Here is a 17,971-nt window from a genome sequence, read left to right as displayed (position 1 = left end):
CGATCCCACGTCTATCCTGACGCGGGACAGCACAGATGACGGGCTGGGCTGCACACTGGCCCAGCCCGTCATCATGTCCGGACAGCCGAGCCCCCAGGAGGTCTAGGTGCTGAAGTTCATCATCCGCCGCGTGCTGCAGGCGGTGCTGGCACTCTTCGTGCTCAGCGTGCTCCTGTTCGCGTGGCTCCGCTCGCTGCCCGGAGGCGTGGTGAGCGCGCTGCTCGGTGAGCGCGGCACGCCGGAGACCGCGGCCCAGCTCCGGGCCCAGCTCGGCCTCGACGACCCGATCTTCGTGCAGTACTGGCGGTTCCTGCAGCGCGCGATCCAGGGCGACTTCGGCGTGTCCAACGGCGTCTATCGCGGCGAGCCCGCGCTCGACGTCTTCATCCAGCGTTTCCCCGCGACCCTGGAGCTCAGCATCTTCGCCATCGCGCTCGCGCTCCTGCTGGCGATACCGCTGGGCTACATCGCGGCGCGGCGCCGCGGGGGGCCCCTCGACACCGGCAGCGTGATCTTCTCCCTGGTCGGCGTCGCGGTCCCCGTCTTCTTCCTGGCCTACGTCCTGAAGTACATCTTCGCGGTGAAACTGGGCTGGCTGCCGCCCTCCGGCCGGCAGACCGTAGGCATCAACGCCACCCACATCACCAACATGTACGTCCTGGACGGCCTCATCACGCGTGAGTGGGACGCTGCCTGGGACGCCTTCAAACACCTGATCCTGCCCACGATCGCCCTGGCCTCCATCCCCTTCGCCATCATCTTCCGGATCACCCGTGCCGCGGTGATCGACGTGATGGACGAGGACTACGTGCGCACCGCCCGCGCCAAGGGGCTGCACTCCAGGACCATCCGGGTGCGACACGTCATGCGCAACGCCCTCATCCCGGTCGTGACCATCGTCGGCCTGCAGATCGGTGCGCTGCTCGCCGGCGCCGTGCTCACCGAGAAGGTCTTCGTCTTCCAGGGCATCGGGCAGGCCCTGGCGATCGGCTTCGAGCTGCGTGACTACCCGGTGCTGCAGGTGCTCATCATGATGGCCGCCCTGATCTACATCATCGTCAACCTCCTCGTGGACATCGCCTACGCGGTGATCGACCCGCGCGTCCGGACCACGTGAGGAGCCAGCCATGAGCGAACCCAACCTCACCGACACCGAGCGTGCGGGCCAGAGGACTTCCACCAGGCACGGCCTCGGGGCACGCAAGAAGGCGCGCATCGACTCCCTCGCCGAGGCCGGAGCCCTGTCCGAGGAGGAGGGCGTCAGCCTGTGGCGCAGCGCCTGGCGCCGGCTGCGCCGGGACCCGGTCTTCCTCGTGGGGCTGGGCATCACCACCGTGTTCGTGATCATCGCGATCATCGCGCCGTGGATCACTCCGCACGACCCCAGCGCCCGACTCCTGATCGACCAGGTGACACCAGCGACCCCGATCCCCGAGCCCCAACCGGGGTTCCCCCTGGGTGGCGACAACGCGGGGCGTGACCTGCTCTCGCGGCTGATCGCCGGTTCCCGCCAGACCCTGATCGTCGGTGTGCTGGCCACCCTGGGCGGTCTGCTCGGCGGCATGATCCTGGGCACCATCGCCGGCGGCATCGGTGGCGCCGCCGACACGGCGGTCATGCGCGTGGTCGACGTGATGCTGTCCATCCCCAGCCTGCTGATGGCCTTCTCCATCGCGGCACTGTTCGCCTCGCCGAGCCAGTGGACGGTGATCCTGGCCATCGCGATCATCCAGGTCCCGATCTTCGCCCGCCTGCTGCGCGGGTCGATGATGGCCCAGCGGCACAGCGACCACGTGCTGGCCGCCCGGGCCCTGGGCGTGCGTCGCCCCGCCATCGTCTTCCGGCACATGCTGCCCAACTCCATCGGCCCGGTCATCGTGCAGGGGACCCTGGTCCTGGCGGTCTCCATCATCGACGCCGCGGCCCTGTCCTTCCTGGGCCTGGGCAACCCCAACGACGCCATCCCGGAGTGGGGCCAGATGCTGGGCAAGGCGCAGGTGTTCTTCAACACCTACCCGCACATCGCCGTCTACCCGGCCCTGTGCATCATCGTCGTTGCCCTCGGCTTCACCCTGATGGGTGAGTCGTTGCGCGAGGCCCTCGACCCCAAGTCACGGAGGTGATGACGGTGACGACATCCAGCACTGCACCGCTTCTGGAGGTGGACGACCTCCGGGTCACGTTCGGCGGGAAGGGCAAGAAGCAGTTCACCGCCGTCGACGGCGTCTCCTTCGGCGTGGCACCCGGTCAGACCGTCGGTCTGGTCGGCGAGTCCGGCTGCGGCAAGTCGGTGACCTCGCTGGCGATCATGCGGCTGCTCCCCCACCGTGGCAACACCGTCACGGGCTCGGTCCGGTTCGCCGGGGAGGACCTGCTCACCATCTCCGATGCGCAGATGCGGGACCGCCGGGGCGCCGAGCTGGCGATGATCTTCCAGGACCCGCTGAGCTCGCTGAACCCGGTCGTCCCCCTCGGCCTCCAGGTCACGGAGGTGCTCCAGCGGCACAAGGGCATGAAGGGTGCGGCCGCCAAGGCCCGCGCCACCGAGCTGCTCGACAAGGTCGGGATCCCCGACCCCACCCGTCGGCTCACCGACTATCCCCACCAGCTGTCCGGCGGCATGCGCCAGCGGGCGCTGATCGCGATGGCCCTGGCCTGCGAGCCGCGGCTGCTGATCGCTGACGAGCCGACGACGGCGCTCGACGTCACGATCCAGGCCCAGATCCTGGCGCTGCTGCGAGAGCTGGTCGAGGAGTCCGGCACCGCCCTCATCATGATCACCCACGACCTCGGGGTCGTCGCCGGCCTCTGTGACGAGGTCAACGTGCTGTATGCCGGGCGCATCGTCGAGCGGTCGGCTCGCCATCCGCTGTTCGAGACACCGCGGCACCCCTACACCGGCGGGCTGCTCGCCTCGATCCCCCGCCTGGACGACCCCCGTGGGCGACGACTCACCCCCGTGCGTGGCTCGGTCGCTGACAACATCCCCTGGGAGGGCGGCTGCGCGTTCGCCCCACGGTGTTCCAGCGAGATCGCCGTCTGTCGTGAGCAGACCCCGGAGCTGGTGCCGGACACCGAGGTCGGCGGCCAACGACTGCTGCGCTGCCACAACCCGCTGCCCGCGGACGGGTCGGTCCTGGTCCGCCCCGACGGGCCGGCCGAGACGGAGGCAAGCTGATGAGCGAGAACACCACCCCCGAGACACCGGGCGAGCCCGACGCGACGGCGGGCTCTGAGTCCACCGGCGTGACCGCCACTGCCGCGACAGCCACCGCCACGGCCGAGCGCGAGGTCCTCGTTGACGCTCGCGGAGTCAAGGTGCACTTCCCGATCAAGCGCGGCGTGATCTTCGACAAGACCGTCGGCTACGTCTATGCCGTCGACGGCATGGACCTGCAGATCCGCCGGGGCGAGACCTACGGCCTGGTGGGCGAGTCCGGCTGCGGCAAGTCGACCTTCGGACGCGCCCTGCTGCAGCTCGAGGAGCTCACCGAGGGTGAGGTCGACTTCGACGGTGTCGACCTCGCCACCCTCAAGGGCGAGGCGCTTCGCAAGCAGCGCCAGCACATGCAGATGGTCTTCCAGGACCCGCTGGGCAGCCTCGACCCCCGACAGACCGTGGAGCAGCTGCTGCTGGAGGGAATGCGCGCCCACAACCTGGTCAAGGACGGCGGCGCGACCGAGCGCCTGGCCGAGCTGCTGCAGGCGGTCGGTCTCCCCCGTGCGGCGCTCAACAAGTACCCCCACGAGTTCTCCGGCGGGCAGCGCCAGCGGGTCGGCATCGCCCGGGCCCTCTCGGTCAACCCCACGCTGATCGTGGCCGACGAGCCGGTCAGCGCCCTGGACGTCTCGGTCCAGGCGCAGGTCATCAATCTGCTCGAGGACCTGCAGGAGGAGTTCGACCTCACCTACCTGGTGATCGCCCACGACCTGGCGGTCGTCCGGCACATCAGCGACCGGGTCGGGGTGATGTACCTCGGGGCGCTCGTCGAGGAGGCGGCCGCGGACGACCTCTACTCGCGCCCCCTGCACCCCTACACCCGTGCCCTCATGTCGGCGGTGCCCGTGCCGGACCCACAGGTCGAGGACACCCGCGAGCAGATCCTGCTGGCCGGTGACCTGCCCAGCCCGGCCAACCCGCCCTCGGGCTGCCGGTTCCACACCCGGTGCCCGTGGCGGCAGGCGACCCGCTGTGACACGGAGCGACCAGAGCTGCGCGTCGTGCAGATCGACGGTGTCCCCCCGACCCAACGGGTGGCCTGCCACTGGGCGGAGCAGATCGCCAGCGGCGAGCTGCAGCCGCACGAGGTCTCGATCGAGCTGACCGACCCCACGGATACGGCGTCGGACCGCAACGACGGCCTGTTCGGCCCCGCCTCCGTCACCGAGGCCGAGTGACCCAATTCTTGTAGTGGTTTTGTAGGCCCCCCACGCATTTTTGTAGTGGTTTTGTAGGCCCCCCACGCATTTTTGTAGTGGTTATGTAGGCCCCACGCACTCTTGTCGGCGTTCTGTACGCCGCCCCAGGCCGCCGCCCTGGCCTAACCGTTCCAGGCGTCGCGGACGATGCGGCCCCACCGCCTCGCCAGGGGCTCCCAGGCACGGCGCAGCCCGGCCGCGTGGGCCTCGACAGCGTCCGCGGCGGCGAACACATCGATGCCGTCGGCGCGGGCCTCACGGGCTGAGGGCTTGTCCGTGGTCCAGCTTCGGAAGATCGCCGGAGAGGCTTCCGGGTGGAACTGCACACCCCATGCGCGGGTCCCGAACCGGGCGGCCTGCACGGTCCCGTCGGGTGATCGAGCCAGCACGGTCGCCTGTGGGGGCAGTTCGATCGCGATGTCGTTGTTCCACTGCACGGCCGGCACTCCCGGCGTCAACGCCGCGAACAGGGGGTCGTCCGCCGCCTCGGACGTGGGACCGTAAGGGGTCAGGCCGGTGCCGTGACCGTGCGGGTTGCGCGCCACGGTGCCACCCAGCGCGACGGTCGCCAGCTGGTGCCCGAGACAGATCCCCAGGAACGGATCGCCCCCGGCCGCGACCGTGGCGATCAGGGCCCGGGTCGGCGCCAGCCACCGCGTCGTCGCGTCGTCGTTCGCCCCCATCTCGCCGCCAAGCACCAGCAGGCCGGCATGGTCCGTCAGGGCTGCGGGGATTGCCCGTCCCCGGTGCGCCTCGAGCACGTCCAGGTCCAACCCGGCTGCGGCGAGCCAGTCGGCGAACCAGCCTGGAGGACACTTGTCCTCGTGCTGGATCACAAGCACAGTGGGCTTCATGGCGGCAATCTAGCCCCACCACGAGACGTCAGCGCAACGCGTCGCGCAGAGTGAGGGACTTGGCACGCCCGAAACGACTACGACATGCGTCGGCGCCGTACAGAACCACGACAAGAATGCGCGCGGGGCGTACAGAACTTCCCCAAGAACTGGTGTCAGGACTTCGCGATGACCACGGGGCAGGTCGAGCCGCGCAGCACCCGCTGGCTCACCGAGCCGAGCAGCTTGCCGGAGAAGCCGCCGAGGCCGCGGCTGCCCATCACCAGCAGGTCGGACTGGGCCGCCCGGTCCACCAGGGTGTGGACCACGCGGCCGTTCACGACCGCGACGTCCAGCTCGACCTCGGGGTAGTCCCTGCGGGCGCCGGCCACAGCCCGTTCGACCAGGTCCGTCTGGCGCTGCTGGATCGCGGCGAACTGCTCCTGGTCGGACTCGGTGACCACGAAGCCGTCGACCACCTCCAGCCCCCAGGTGTTCACCGCGACGACCTTGGCTCCGCGGGCACGCGCCTCGTAGCACGCGATGCGGGCGGCCACCGCACTGTCGGCGCTCCCATCGACCGCGACCGTGATCACGCCCCGGACGTCCTGTCCCCCGCTGCCCGGGGGCACCACGGCCACCGGACTGGTCGCGTGCATGGCCACCCCGAGCGAGGTGGACCCCAGGACGAACTCGGAGAGGCCGCCACGGCGTCCGGTGCCCACGACGAGCAGCGCGTCCTCCTGATGCGCCAGCAGCGACTTGACGTTGTCCCCCACGATCTCGACCGGTTCGATCTCCAGGTCGGGGAACTCCGCGCGCACCTCCTCGACCACCTGGTCCAGCGGCGAGGGCGCGTCGGTGGTCGCCCGCAGGAGCTCACGGGTCGTGCTGTCCTCGACCCCCACCACTCCACCGGGCAGCCCGGCAACCCCCTCGACGGCGTGCACCAGGCTGAGCGGCACCCCGTGCAGCTGCGCGGTCCGGGCGGCCCACCGGACGGCGTCTCCGCTCGTCTCCGGCACGTCCACACCCACGACGACACGTCCCTTGGACATCGAGCCACCTCCGTTGTGCCGGGTCCGCTGGGTCCAGTATGGCGCACCAGCAAAGGGGTGGCACACCTGGCCCGGGATCCGTCACGCTGCGTGCATGGGACGTCAGCCAGAGGGTTTCGAGTATGCCGTGAGCCCCGGTGGGGAGGTCCGCATCCGGCACCACGGGCAGCACGCGACGACGCTGCGCGGACGGCGGGCCGCGGACTTCCTCGAGGACGTCGCGTCCGGCGACGAGCAGCTGCTCATGGCTCGGGTCACCGGCAACTACCGCCGCGGCAACGAGCGGGTCGCCCGCGACCACCCACGCAACCGGCGCCGCAGCCGCTAGGCGTCAGCCGGCGGGCGCGGTGCGCCGGCCAACTCAGCCGGCGAGCGCAGCACGCAGAACAGGTTGCCCTCCGGGTCGGCCAGCGTCACCCAGCCGGAGCCCTCGCCGTAGATCCCGCGATGGTCGGTCGACACCACGGCGCCGTGCTCCAGCAGGCGGTCCACCTCCTCCTGCTGGGTCAGGTCGCTCGGGCGCAGGTCGAAGTGGACCTTGTTCTTGCCCGGGGTGGGGTCGGGCACCTCGATGAAGAGCAGCCGGTGGCCGCTTCCGGGGTCCAGGATCATGCACTCCTCGTGGCCCGGCTCATTGGGGTCGTCCGGCACGTCGGTGTAGCCGAGCACGTCCTTCCACCACGTGGAAAGCGCATAGGCGTCGGTGCAGTCGATCGTCGTGTGCGAGATGAAGGAGGTCATCACTCCATCCTCGGGTGCCCCCGGGGACGCGGAGCAACCGAGATTCTTCTCCGGTCAGCCGTCGGTCGCCGCGACCATGCGCTCACCCAGCTCCCGCACCACCGTCCGCAGCTCCGGCCCCTCCACGACGTGGAACGGCACGGTCAGCCGGGCCAGCCACTCGGCATACGAGTAGGGGTTGCTGGTGCTGCCGACCAGGCGAGTGGTCTGCTCGTCCACCGCGGTGAGCTGCCCGGCCGGCCCGGGCAGCGCCCGGCGGCACTGGTCGAGCGGGGCCTGGATGAGCACCTCGGTGGGGAACTCCCAGCCGGTGCCGAGGTGCGCCTCGAGCTCGGCCACCGGGTCGAGGTCGGGCGGGGGGTCGAAGGTGTCGTTGCCCGGCGTGGCCGTGACGATCCGGTCCACGCGGTAGGTCCGCACGGCGTCCCGGTCGACCGCGCGGCAGAGCAGGTACCAGCGGCCGTGGCGCACGACGACCGCCCACGGCTCGACCCGCGAGGTCCACTCGTTGCCGGACTCCGAGCGGTAGTCGATCTCGGTCACCCGCTGCTCGGCGCACGCCGACACCAGCGCGGCCGTGGTGGCAGGGTCGGGCCGCGCGGCGCTGCGGTCTGGTGCCGACGCCGCCGTGCGGCGCACCGCGCCCGCCTGGGCCGCCACCGCCTCGGGCAGGGCCCGCAGGATCTTGCCCAGCGCCGACCCGGCCGTGTCCGCGGGGTCGGCGGCGTCGTGGTGACCGTCAAGGACGGCCATCACCAGCGCGAGCGCCTCGCCCTGGCTGAAGGTCAGCGGGGGCAGGCGGATCCCCCGGCCCGGCCGGTACCCACCGAACGGACCGCTCGTGGAGACGATCGGGATCTCTGCCTCGCGCAGGATCTCGACGTAACGGCGCGCGGCGCGGGACGTGACGCCCAGCCGCTCGGCCAGCTGGTCGGCGGTGATGCCGGGCCGGGTCTGGATCAGCTCCAGGGCCAGCAGCGCACGAGCGGTGGGGCTGACCTCGGATCGCATGGGGCTCCTATCCCTCCCGTGGTTCGTCCGGGATCGATTCTACGGTCGACGCATGACCCGGGCCACGGGTCGACCCGAAGGAGGCACACCATGACCGAACAGACCACCCAGCCGGTGTCAGAGTCCGAGGCCACACCGTGGGAGCCGCCGCTGGCAGGAAGCGAGATCGAGCACCTGCTCGGCATGCTGGAGCGCCTGCGGCACACCTTCCGCTGGAAGGCCGACGGCCTGGACCACGCCGGCCTCACCGCCCGCGTCGGCGCCTCCACCCTGACCCTGGGCGGCCTCCTCAAGCACCTGGCGCTCGTGGAGGACCACACCTTCTTCCTCAAGTTCGCCGGCGAGTCGCCCGGCGGCCCCTGGGACCCGGCGGTCTTCGAGCTGGACCCGGACTGGGAGTTCACGACGGCGGCCGAGGACTCCCCGGCCAGTCTGTACGCCCTCTACGACAGCAAGGTCGTCCGCGCCAGGCAGCGGCTCCGGGACGCGATCGAGGACGGCGGGCTGGACCAGCCAGCCGTGATCGACGACGGCCGCGGCCACCACGCGAGCCTGCGCCGGCTGGTCTGTGACCTCATCGAGGAGTATGGACGTCACACCGGTCACGCGGACCTGCTGCGGGAGGCGGTTGACGGCCGGGTCGGCGAGGACCCGCCCGCCGGATGGCGGCCGGTGTCCTGAGCCCGACGGCCTGAGGCCGGTGTCCTGAGCCTGGCCGCCGAAGCGGCGCCCCGAGCCGTACTCTGGGACGGCCCCGCCCCCCTGTCCTGAGGAGCCGTCATCAACGCCGTCCCCGTCCCCTCGGCCGCTGCCCGGGAGCAGGCCGCCCGGCGGCTCGCCGCGCTGGCGACACCCCCCGGGGCGCTGGGTCGGCTCGGCGAGACCGCGGTCTGGCTCAGTGCGGTCCAGGACGTGGTGCCGCCGGCGCCCCTGGCCACCGTGCGGCTAGTCATCTTCGCGGGCGACCACGGCGTCGCCGGGCACGGCGTCTCCGCCTTCCCGCAGGAGATCACCGGCGCCATGGTCCGCACCTTTCTGGCCGGCCGGGCCGGGGTCAACGCCCTGGCCCGGACCCAGGGCGTGCACGTCCGGGTCCTCGACCTCGGCTGTGCCGACGAGTTCACCGACCTCGCGGCGGACGAGCGCGCGGAGCTGCAGCGCCACAAGGTCCACCGGGGCAGCGCACCGATCCACGAGGCGGACGCCCTGACCGAGCGGGAGTATGCCGACGCGTGGCGGGCCGGCGAGACCGTCGCCCAGGAAGAGCTCGCCGCCGGCGCCGACCTGCTGCTCACCGGCGACATGGGGATCGGCAACACGACCCCGGCCGCCGCGCTCGTGGCCGCCGCACTGGGCCTCCCGGCCGGGCTGGTCGTCGGGCGCGGCACCGGCGTCAACGACCCGGGGCTGCGGCGCAAGACGGCAGTCATCGAGGAGGCCCTGGCCCGCCTCGGGACGCGTGCCGCCGACCCCGCCGAGACGCTGCGTGCCTTGGGCAGCGCCGACCTCGTGGCCACGACGGCGTTCCAGGTGACCGCGGCCCGCGCCGGGGTCCCGCTCCTGCTGGACGGACTGATGGGAGTGGCCTGCGGGTTGTATGCCGAGCGGCTGGCTCCGGGGGCGGCGGCCTGGTTCGCGGCGGGGCACCGTTCTCCCGAGCCGGGTCAGGCGCTCGCGCTCGAGGCCCTCGGGCTCTCCCCGCTGCTGGACCTCGGGATGCGCCTCGGCGAGGGCTCCGGCGCGGTGGCGGCCGTGCCGCTCATGCACGGCGCCGTGGCTCTGCTGCGCGACGTGGCGCTCCTGGAGGACCTCGGGTGAGCCTGCGCGACGGGTGGCGGCTGGCCATGGGGACACTGACCCGCGTCCCGGTGCGGCCGCCTGGGGTGATCGACCGCCGCACCGCCGCGACGGCCATGCTCAGCGCGCCACTCACGGCGGTCCCGGCCGCCGCGGGGGTCGCGCTTTTGGTCTGGTTGGGCCAGGAGAAGGCTCTCGCGCCGCTCGTCGCGGGGCTGCTGGGCGTGGCGCTGCTCGCCTGGGTCTCCCGGATGCTGCACCTGGACGGCCTGTCCGACACGGTCGACGGCCTCACCGCCTCGACCGACCGGGAGCGCTCGCTGGCCGTGATGCGCTCCGGCACCGCCGGCCCTGCCGGGGTGGTGGCACTCGTCGTGGTGATCGGCCTCCAGTCCGTGGGGCTGGCCGCCCTGGTGGGGCAGGAGCACGGACCGTGGCTCGCCGCGGCGGTCGTCATCGCCTCGCGTGCCGCGCTGCCGCTGGCCTGCACCCGGGGGGTCCCCGCGGCCCGCCCCGAGGGTCTCGGCGCCACGGTGGCCGGCTCGGTCCCTCGCGTCCCGGCGGTCGTGGTGTGGTTGCTCGCCGCAGGCCTGGTGTGGGCCGCAGCGCTGCTCCCGGGGTTCGACCTCGGCGGCCTGCTCGCGCCGGTGCTGGCTGCGCTCGCCCTGGCCAGCTGCCTCGCGGTGGCGGTCCGTCGGCTGGGCGGCGTGACCGGGGACGTCCTCGGCGCCTGCGTCGAGGTGTCGCTGACGGTCCTGCTGCTCGCCGTCAGCTCGGTCGGCCTCGTCTGACCCGCTGAGGCCCGACTCAGAGCACCAGCACGCGGCCGGCGACCACGAGATGCACCTCGTCGCAGGCGGTCGCGACGGACCGGTTCACTTCGCCCAGCAGGTCGCGGAAGAGCCGCCCCGACCGGTGGGCCGGCACCACCCCCAGCCCCACCTCGTTGGTGACCAGCACCACGGGCGCCGGCCGGTCCAGGGCCCCGACCAGCGCAGTCGTGTGCTCCCGCACCACAGCGGTGACCTCCTCGGCGGGGGCCTCCCACAGGTGCCGCCGGTCGATGGTCCGGGTCAGCCAGGTGCCGAGGCAGTCGATGAGCACGGCGTCCTGCGCCCCGACCAGTGCCTCGGCCAGGTCGGTCGTCTCGAGCGTGACCCAGTGGGCCGGACGCCGCAGGCGGTGGGCCTCCAGCCTGCGCGCCCAGTCCGGATCCGGCTCCTCGGCCTCCGTCGGCCCGGGCGCGACGTAGGTGACCGACGGCTGCCCGGAGAGCAGCGTCTCCGCGTGGTGGGACTTGCCGGAGCGGACCCCACCGGTGACCAGGACCCTCATCTGCTCATCCCTCCTCACGCAGGCGCCAGGTGTGCTGAACGTGGCAGTGCCCAGCCTGCCACCACTGCAGCTGCACGCGGTCGGCACGGCAGCGGGCCGGGACCAGCTCGCCGAGCATCTCCCGGACCCTGGCCTCGTCGACGTCCGGCGCCACCGCGTCCAGGGTCAGGTGCGGGGTCGCGTCCGGGAACTGCCCGGAGTATGGCGGGTGGTCCGGGAACCGGGCCCACACCCGGTGGGTGAGGGCCGAGAAGGGACCGGCGGGCTCGGGCAGCAGGTGGATGATGCCGTTGGGAAAGACGCCGACCTGCTCCAGGCTGTAGTCGAAGGCGCTCGTGGTGGCCGCGATCTCGTCGATGCCGGCCAGGTCCGCCGGTGTCGGGTGGCGCAGCCACGGACCGAGCACGGTGACGTGGGCCTGCCCGAACTCCGGGTCCGCGGCCAGATAGTCGCTGTCATAGTGCGCCGTGCGCTCCCGCACGAAGGGATCCAGCGGCGGCACCGGGATCGCCAGCACGGTGTGGCCGCTGTCTCCGTTAGCCAGGGAGGATCAGACGCCGTTCGAGGCGTCCCTCCAGCCGGGCCACACCAACCTTGACCTCACCGAGCTCCTGGCGCACACCGCTGATCTCCGCCGCGAGCCCGGCATGAGATGCCTTCAGCTCCTCGCGGACCTCCCTCACGGCGCGATCCATGCGTTGAATCGTCCAGGCGAAGCCTCCGGCCAGGGCACAGAGCAGCCCGACCGCACTGATCGCGATCGTGATCACCTCACCGGACACATACACACTTCGATTCTGACCGATCCAGACCCTCCGTGGCTACAGGAGACTACGCTCGGTGGAGGGCGTTGGCCCCAGGCGCGTGCCTCGCCCTGTGGACACGATGCATGGCTCGAGGCCGCCCGTGGACAGTAGAGTCGTCTGCGTGACCGAGGCGTCGACACTGACTGTTCGACCCGCCAACGAGGCCAGCTGCAATGACCTGCAGACGGTGTTCGGGACGCGCGGGCAGGCGGCCCGGTGCCAGTGCCAGCGCTACAAGTTGCTGCCGCGGGAGAACTTCGCCGAGCAGCCGGTCGAGGAGCGAGCATCCCGCCTCCGTGAGCAGACCGAGTGTGGCGACCCGGATGCCCCCACCACCAGCGGGCTGGTCGCCTACCTCGACGGCGAGCCGGTCGGCTGGTGCGCCGTCCAACCCCGGCCGGAGTTCCCCGGGCTGCGGCACAGCCAGGTGCCGTGGGCCGGGCGCGAGGAGGACCGCGAGGACACCTCGGTCTGGGCCATCACCTGCGTGTTCGCCCGGGCGCACTTCCGCAAGCAGGGTCTGGCCACCGAGCTCATCCGCGAGGCGGTCGACTTCGCCCGGGCGCGCGGCGCGGCGGCGTTGGAGGCCTATCCGATGACGACGAAGGCGGCCATCGACGAGGAGCTCCACGTCGGCACCATCGGCACCTACCTGGAGGCGGGCTTCCGGGAGGTGACCAGGCCGACCCTTCGCCGGGCCGTGGTCCGCATCGACTTCTGACCTGGCCTGTCGCTGGCTCCCACCCGGTGATCAGGGGACGGCGACCAGTTCGGGCGGGCCCACCCGCAGCCAGCGGTGACCGAACCCCTCGAGACTGAGCGTGAGGCGGCCGTCGGCAAGGTCCACGGACTCGTGGGCCAGCAGGTCGATCGCGTGCTCCCCGATGTCGCGCAGGTCGAGCTCGAGCGACACTGGGTCGGCCGCGACGTTGTGCACCGCGACGACCGCGGTCTCCGCGCCGCGGCAGCAGTGAGCCAGCACCTGGCCGTGCGGCTGGGCCAGGAGCGTGAACTCTCCCCAGCCGAGTTCCGGACACTCCCGGCGGGCCGCGATGAGCGAGCGCATGAAGGTCCAGAACGAGTCGGGGTCACGGACCTGGTCGGTGACGTTGACGTGCTCAGGGGCGTAGCCGTCCGGCGTCGGACGCTGGATGAGGCGGCGCCGGGGCGCCGAGGAGAAGCCGCCGTTGTCGCCGGGGCTCCACTGCATGGGGGTGCGCACCGCCATGCGTCCCTCCGCGGCCAGGTCCTCGCCCATGCCGATCTCCTCGCCGTAGTAGATCGTCGGCGTGCCCGGTAGCGAGAACATCAGGCTGTAGGCCAGGCGGAGACGCCGAGGGTCACCGTCGAGCATCGGCGGGAGCCGGCGCTTGAGGCCGCGGCCGTAGAGCTGCATGGACTCCTCGGGACCGAAGGCGGCGAAGACCTCCTGGCGCTCCGCGTCCGTGAGCTTGTCGAGGGTGAGCTCGTCGTGGTTGCGCAAGAAGTTGGCCCACTGACAGGTCTGGTGCAGCGACGGACGCCGCTGCAACGCCTCGGCCAGCGGCGTGGCGTCGCCGCGCGCGAGGGCGAGGTAGGTGGCCTGCATGCCGACGAAGTCGAACTGCATCTGGAGCTGGTCGCCGCGGTCGCCACCGAAGTAGTCGAGCTGCTGCTCGTAGGGCAGGTTGACCTCGCCGAGCAGGACGGCGGTCCCCTTGCGACGGGTGAGGAAGGCGCGGATCTCACGCAGCAGGTCGTGGGGGTCGCTGGGCAGGTCGCCGGCGCCGCGCTCGAGGTCCTGGATGAAGAACGGCACGGCGTCGACGCGGAACCCGTCGACGCCGAGCTCCAGCCAGAAGCCGATCACCCGCAGGATCTCCTCCCGGACGGCCGGGTTGGCGGTGTTGAGGTCCGGCTGGTGGCGGTAGAAGTGGTGCAGATACCACTCGCCGGTCTTCTCCTCCCGCGTCCAGATCGAGTCCTCCTGGTCGGGGAAGATCACCTTGTCGGAGGTGTCCGGCGGCTCGGTGTCCCGCCAGACGTAGTAGTCCCGGAACGGGTTGTCGGTGCTGCGCCGCGCGGCGCGGAACCACGGGTGCCGGTCGGAGGTGTGGTTGATGACCAGGTCGGTGATGACCCGGATGCCGCGGTCGTGCGCGGTGCGGATCACCTCGACCAGCTGCCCGTGGTTGCCCAGCCGGGTGTCCACGCCGTAGAAGTCCATGACGTCGTAGCCGTCGTCCCGGTCGGGCGTGGGGAAGAAGGGCATCAGCCACAGGCAGTTCACCCCGAGCCGGGCCAGGTAGTCGATCCGCTGGGCCAGCCCGGCGAGGTCGCCGATGCCGTCCCCGTCCGCGTCGAAGTAGGTCTCGACGTCGAGACAGTAGACGATGGCGCTCTTCCACCACAGGTCGCTGGTCCGGGTGATCCTCATCGGGTCTCCTCCGTGCTCTCGACGAGCGCCGGCAGCACCTGGTCGCCGAAGACGTCCAGGAACGGCCTCTGGTCCTGACCCACGTGGTGCAGGTAGATCTCGTCGAACCCGAGCCCGGCATACTCCGCGATCCACTCGCGGTGCCGCCCCAGGTCCTCCGAGATCCGCACGCTCTCGTGCACCGCCGCGGGGTCCGTCGTCTCGGCCAGCGCATCGAACTCCTGCGTGGTCTCCGTGTCGGCCGCGACGTCGGCCGGGAAGACGTTGGTGCGCCACTGGTCGATGGCCAGCTGTTCCGCCTGACGCAGGGTCGGGGCCCACGAGAGGTGCAGCTGCAGGGCGAGGGGGCCGCGGCCGCCGGCGTCCCGGTAGGCGGACACGACCTCGCGCAGGGTCTCGACGGGCTGGACGACGGTGACCAGTCCGTCGGCCCAGGCCGCGGCACGACGGGCCGACTCGGAGGAGATCGCGGCGGCCAGGAGGGGCGGCGGTTGCTCGGGCCGGTCCCACAGCTGGGCACGGTCCACGGTGACGGGGCCCTCCCTGCTGACCTCCTCCCCGGCCAGCAGTCGGCGGATGACGTCGGCCGAGGCCTCCAGGTGCTCCACGCGCTGCGCCTTGGGCGGCCACGGAGCCCCTGTGATGTGCTCGTTCAGCGCCTCGCCACTGCCCAGGGCGGCCCAGACCCGGCCGGGGAACATCTGCGCCAGGGTGGCGTACTGGTGCGCCAGCACGGCAGGGTGGTAGCGGGGACCCGGGATCGCCAGGGTGCCGATCCGGAACCCCGTCGTGGCCAGCGCCGCCCCCAGCCAGGGCCAGGTGTTGCCGGAGTGCCCCTGCCGCTCGCTCCACGGCGCCACGTGGTCCGAGCACATGGCCATGGCGAAGCCGGCCTGTTCCGCGTGCCGCACGTCTGCGAGCAGCCGTCGGGGCGAGATCTGCTCGTGCGAGGCGTGGAAACCGATACGGAGCATCGTCCCAGTGCAGTGCAGTGCCCGCGCGGCCGCAACCGCACGGGGCACCCGAGCCCCTAGGATGCGCGCATGCCCCCCAGACGTCCTGTGCAGATCACCGCTGGCCTGTTCGGGTGCGTCGCGGCCGTGCATCTGACGGCGCAGCTGCTGGGGCTGGACGGGCTCGCCGCGGTGACGCAGGTGCTCCTGATGCCCCTGCTCGCGGCCGCGCTGCTCACCGCCACGGACCGACCCCGCAGCAGGCTGGTGCGGCTCACGCTGCTGGCCCTCGGCTTCTCCTGGCTGGGCGACACCGCACCGCGCCTGGCTGACGGCGACCCGGCCTTCCTGCTCATGGTCGGCTTCTTCCTCATCGCCCAGGTCGTCTACATCGTGGCCTTCTGGCCGTGGCGCCCCGACAGTCTGCTGGCTCGGCGTCGCGTGCTGCTGGTGCCGTATGTCGTGGCCGTGGCCGCACTCGTCGTGGCCTGCGCGCCACACGCGGGGGTGCTGCTGGTGCCGGTGCTCATCTATGGGCTGCTGCTCGGGTCGATGGCCGTGCTGGCGACGGGGGTCAACCGCTCGGTGTGGATCGGGGGCGCGCTCTTCCTCGTCTCCGACGGGCTGATCGCGCTCAACGCCTTCGCGCCCTGGTGGTCCCTGCCGCAGCAGGGCTTCTGGGTCATGCTGACCTACATCGCCGCCCAGGCGCTGATCGTGCGCGGGGTGCTCCGCACGCTCGAGGCCCAGGAGCACCTGTCCCGCGACTACTCGTCGATCACCCGGTAGTCACCGGCCCTGGCCAGCGCCCGGTCGATCAGCTCCCGGCTGGGCTCGACACTGTCCTTGTGCTTGACCCACAGGCGCGTCGGCTCACCGGGCACGATCTCGAAGGTCGCCTGGCCCAGACCGTTGCTGGCGAAGATGTCGAAGAGTGGCTGCATCGCCGCCTTCACGTCCCGGTCGTCAGCGATGCCCTCGACGAGGAAGCAGGTCGACACGATCCTCGCCACCGGCATCAGATCCTTCCGTTGAACGCCTGCAGGGCCGAGTCCTCCCGTGTCCCGCCTCGACCATCACCGTAGTCGGCGTAGTCGCGGATCCACATCACCCGCGAGACCCACTTCACGTGTTTGTAGCCGTGGTTGGACTCCACACGCAGGCGCGCGGGGGCACCGAGGTGGTCATCGACGGGGTGGTCGTTGCGCTCGTAGGCCAGGATCGACTCCTCCTCGGCCATGGTGTCCAGGTCGATGGCGGCGTAGAAGGGCTCGCGCGGGCGGTTGTCGTACATCTTCTGCGCCAACCCGTAGGACTCCGCCAGCAGGTAACGCGCACCCTCGGGTCGCGGCCCGAGCACGTCCATCAGGTCGGTGAGTCGCACCCCGGTCCAGCGGGACGTGGCCGACCAGCCCTGCATGCAGGTGTGGGTCGCGATGTAGGAGTGCCGCGGCAGGTTCTTCAGATCCTCGACGGTCAGCGTCTTCTCGACGTCGTTGATGTCGTCGCGGACCGTGATGGTCAGCCCCTCCCAGTCGTTGTCCCTGGCCTCGACCCAGAGCTTCGACTCCTCCTCCGTGGGCGGGAGTCCGTTGGTCCAGTGGAACTCGGAGATGTCCTTGTCGGTGTAGGCCTTCTTCCTGGCGCCGAGCGGGCGCAGGTGGTTCAGGAAGATCTTGCGGCCGATCTCGGTGAAGCCGGCGGTGAACCCCTGTGCCCGGACCCGGTCGGCCAGCGACCAGTAGGACAGGGCGATCCAGAACACGATGACAGCGACGATGACCGCCACCATGATCACCATGGCCTGGGCGGCGCGGGCGGTGGTGACCTCGCCACCCCCGAACACCATATTGACGATGTTGCGGTCCCGGTGGACCAGGAACACCAGCGACACGTGCATCACGATGAAGCCGGTGAAGATGACCAGGCCGATGAAGTGCAGCGAGCGGGCACCCTGGTGGCCGCCCCACATCTTGACGTACCACGGGAAGCGGGACCGGATCGCCGGCGACATCGCGACGCCCGTCAGCATCTGGAGGGGCGCCAGGATGAAGATCACGAAGGTGTAGCCCAGCATCTGGAGCGCGTCGTACGGCTCGAAGTGGCTGATGTCCGGGACCTCCAGGCTCAGGTACATCAGGAGCGAGTCCCAGGCCTCGGGGACCACGTCCCAGGAGGTCGGCACGATGCGCCGCCACAGACCGGTGGCGAACAGCAGGATGATGTAGATGATGCCGTTGAGCACCCAGAACATCACCGACAGACCGTGCCAGTGTCGACCCAGCCCGATGTTCTCCCGCCCGGGGAGGGAGAGGACCGGGTGGACGGACTTCTCGTCCATGAGGGAGGTGTAAACGCCCTCCTCCTTGGGGAGCTCACGCCTGGTGAACTTCAACCACTCGGTGCCCGGCGCGCAGTCCTTGCGCCACCACAGGCGGGGCAGGGACGAGAGGATCTCGATCCCCGACCGGATGAGCATGCCGATCAGGACGAAGTTGAGGAGGTGCTGTGCACGTAACCACAACGGAAAGTCGCCGTCCATTGCCTTACTCCTTTGTGAGGAACACGCGGTGCCGCGCGAGTGGGAGAGTTTCTTTCAGCA

General features: G+C 71.1%; 21 protein-coding genes. 10 read left to right on the top strand and 11 right to left on the bottom strand.

The features are described from left to right. The first annotated feature begins 106 nt into the window (after positions 1-106). Genes MWU75_RS02675 through MWU75_RS02660 form a run of 4 tightly spaced genes read left to right on the top strand, consistent with a single transcriptional unit; the run spans position 107 to position 4,398 of the window. Positions 107-1,117, top strand: coding sequence for an ABC transporter permease (locus MWU75_RS02675; protein WP_247088007.1), 1,011 nt, complete (start codon positions 107-109; stop codon positions 1,115-1,117). A gap of 10 nt (positions 1,118-1,127) precedes the next feature. Further along, positions 1,128-2,123, top strand: a complete 996-nt coding sequence (locus MWU75_RS02670) for an ABC transporter permease (RefSeq protein ID WP_247088006.1) — start codon at positions 1,128-1,130, stop codon at positions 2,121-2,123. Beyond that, positions 2,123-3,178 carry an ABC transporter ATP-binding protein gene (locus MWU75_RS02665; RefSeq protein WP_247088005.1) on the top strand — a complete coding sequence of 352 codons (1,056 nt, stop codon included), beginning with the start codon at positions 2,123-2,125 and terminating at the stop codon, positions 3,176-3,178. Before MWU75_RS02670 ends, MWU75_RS02665 begins: the two co-directional genes overlap by 1 nt. Next, the gene (locus MWU75_RS02660; protein ID WP_247088004.1) at positions 3,178-4,398 is read left to right on the top strand and encodes an ABC transporter ATP-binding protein; all 1,221 of its coding nucleotides are present in this window, start codon (positions 3,178-3,180) and stop codon (positions 4,396-4,398) included. Before MWU75_RS02665 ends, MWU75_RS02660 begins: the two co-directional genes overlap by 1 nt. 143 nt (positions 4,399-4,541) lie before the next feature. Here MWU75_RS02660 and MWU75_RS02655 read toward each other — a convergent pair whose 3' ends face one another. Then, positions 4,542-5,273, bottom strand: a complete 732-nt coding sequence (locus tag MWU75_RS02655; RefSeq protein ID WP_247088003.1) for a type 1 glutamine amidotransferase — start codon at positions 5,271-5,273, stop codon at positions 4,542-4,544. Between the two features lie 155 nt (positions 5,274-5,428). Then, positions 5,429-6,310 carry a universal stress protein gene (locus tag MWU75_RS02650; RefSeq protein WP_247088002.1) on the bottom strand — a complete coding sequence of 294 codons (882 nt, stop codon included), beginning with the start codon at positions 6,308-6,310 and terminating at the stop codon, positions 5,429-5,431. A gap of 94 nt (positions 6,311-6,404) precedes the next feature. On the opposite strand from MWU75_RS02650, the gene MWU75_RS02645 reads away from it, so the two are divergent. Beyond that, complete coding sequence (locus tag MWU75_RS02645) at positions 6,405-6,638, top strand: hypothetical protein (protein ID WP_247088001.1); 234 nt, start codon at positions 6,405-6,407, stop codon at positions 6,636-6,638. Here the strand turns inward: MWU75_RS02645 and MWU75_RS02640 are convergent. Both MWU75_RS02640 and MWU75_RS02635 read right to left on the bottom strand, forming a co-directional pair. Then, complete coding sequence (locus MWU75_RS02640) at positions 6,635-7,051, bottom strand: VOC family protein (protein ID WP_247088000.1); 417 nt, start codon at positions 7,049-7,051, stop codon at positions 6,635-6,637. The genes MWU75_RS02645 and MWU75_RS02640 overlap by 4 nt on opposite strands. Positions 7,052-7,105: 54 nt before the next feature. Then, positions 7,106-8,062: a WYL domain-containing protein gene (locus MWU75_RS02635; RefSeq protein ID WP_247087999.1), complete on the bottom strand. Its 957-nt coding sequence runs from the start codon at positions 8,060-8,062 to the stop codon at positions 7,106-7,108. Between the two features lie 90 nt (positions 8,063-8,152). Between MWU75_RS02635 and MWU75_RS02630 the strand changes: the two genes are divergently transcribed. The 3 genes from MWU75_RS02630 (at position 8,153) to MWU75_RS02620 (ending at position 10,650) form a co-directional block, all read left to right on the top strand. Beyond that, positions 8,153-8,743 carry a DUF664 domain-containing protein gene (locus MWU75_RS02630; protein ID WP_247087998.1) on the top strand — a complete coding sequence of 197 codons (591 nt, stop codon included), beginning with the start codon at positions 8,153-8,155 and terminating at the stop codon, positions 8,741-8,743. A gap of 99 nt (positions 8,744-8,842) precedes the next feature. Continuing rightward, positions 8,843-9,880 (top strand): nicotinate-nucleotide--dimethylbenzimidazole phosphoribosyltransferase, encoded by a 1,038-nt coding sequence (cobT, locus tag MWU75_RS02625; RefSeq protein ID WP_247088123.1) that lies wholly within the window; start codon positions 8,843-8,845, stop codon positions 9,878-9,880. After that, a complete protein-coding gene (locus MWU75_RS02620; RefSeq protein WP_247087997.1) occupies positions 9,877-10,650 on the top strand; it encodes an adenosylcobinamide-GDP ribazoletransferase in 774 nt (257 codons plus the stop codon). The genes cobT and MWU75_RS02620 overlap by 4 nt, the downstream gene beginning before the upstream one ends. A 16-nt stretch (positions 10,651-10,666) precedes the next feature. On the opposite strand, the gene MWU75_RS02615 is transcribed toward MWU75_RS02620, so the two are convergent. From MWU75_RS02615 to MWU75_RS02605, 3 genes are read right to left on the bottom strand one after another with little or no spacing between them, the layout of a single operon-like run. Continuing rightward, positions 10,667-11,194, bottom strand: coding sequence for a bifunctional adenosylcobinamide kinase/adenosylcobinamide-phosphate guanylyltransferase (locus MWU75_RS02615; protein ID WP_247087996.1), 528 nt, complete (start codon positions 11,192-11,194; stop codon positions 10,667-10,669). A gap of 4 nt (positions 11,195-11,198) precedes the next feature. Beyond that, positions 11,199-11,711 carry a 2'-5' RNA ligase family protein gene (locus tag MWU75_RS02610; protein ID WP_247087995.1) on the bottom strand — a complete coding sequence of 171 codons (513 nt, stop codon included), beginning with the start codon at positions 11,709-11,711 and terminating at the stop codon, positions 11,199-11,201. A 19-nt stretch (positions 11,712-11,730) separates the two neighbouring features. Continuing rightward, complete coding sequence (locus MWU75_RS02605; protein ID WP_247087994.1) at positions 11,731-11,982, bottom strand: hypothetical protein; 252 nt, start codon at positions 11,980-11,982, stop codon at positions 11,731-11,733. Positions 11,983-12,121: 139 nt separating this feature from the next. Between MWU75_RS02605 and MWU75_RS02600 the strand changes: the two genes are divergently transcribed. Next, on the top strand, positions 12,122-12,721 hold the full coding sequence (locus MWU75_RS02600; protein ID WP_247087993.1) for a GNAT family N-acetyltransferase: 600 nt from the start codon (positions 12,122-12,124) through the stop codon (positions 12,719-12,721). 30 nt (positions 12,722-12,751) lie between these two features. Here the strand turns inward: MWU75_RS02600 and MWU75_RS02595 are convergent, their stop codons facing one another. Then, positions 12,752-14,416, bottom strand: coding sequence for an alpha-amylase family protein (locus tag MWU75_RS02595; RefSeq protein WP_247087992.1), 1,665 nt, complete (start codon positions 14,414-14,416; stop codon positions 12,752-12,754). Beyond that, complete coding sequence (locus MWU75_RS02590) at positions 14,413-15,390, bottom strand: TIGR03885 family FMN-dependent LLM class oxidoreductase (protein WP_247087991.1); 978 nt, start codon at positions 15,388-15,390, stop codon at positions 14,413-14,415. Before MWU75_RS02590 ends, MWU75_RS02595 begins: the two co-directional genes overlap by 4 nt. 69 nt (positions 15,391-15,459) lie before the next feature. Between MWU75_RS02590 and MWU75_RS02585 the strand changes: the two genes are divergently transcribed. Continuing rightward, positions 15,460-16,158 carry a lysoplasmalogenase gene (locus MWU75_RS02585; protein ID WP_247087990.1) on the top strand — a complete coding sequence of 233 codons (699 nt, stop codon included), beginning with the start codon at positions 15,460-15,462 and terminating at the stop codon, positions 16,156-16,158. Here the strand turns inward: MWU75_RS02585 and MWU75_RS02580 are convergent. Both MWU75_RS02580 and MWU75_RS02575 read right to left on the bottom strand, forming a co-directional pair. Beyond that, positions 16,137-16,382 carry a hypothetical protein gene (locus MWU75_RS02580; RefSeq protein ID WP_247087989.1) on the bottom strand — a complete coding sequence of 82 codons (246 nt, stop codon included), beginning with the start codon at positions 16,380-16,382 and terminating at the stop codon, positions 16,137-16,139. The two genes, MWU75_RS02585 and MWU75_RS02580, sit on opposite strands and share 22 nt — an antisense overlap. Before the next feature lie 5 nt (positions 16,383-16,387). Further along, positions 16,388-17,911 (bottom strand): molybdopterin-dependent oxidoreductase, encoded by a 1,524-nt coding sequence (locus MWU75_RS02575; protein ID WP_247087988.1) that lies wholly within the window; start codon positions 17,909-17,911, stop codon positions 16,388-16,390. Positions 17,912-17,971: the final 60 nt, after the last annotated feature.

Source organism: Ornithinimicrobium sp. F0845, from assembly GCF_023015765.1.
Classification (GTDB): domain Bacteria; phylum Actinomycetota; class Actinomycetes; order Actinomycetales; family Dermatophilaceae; genus Ornithinicoccus.
This window is presented reverse-complemented; position numbering and strand designations above follow the sequence as displayed.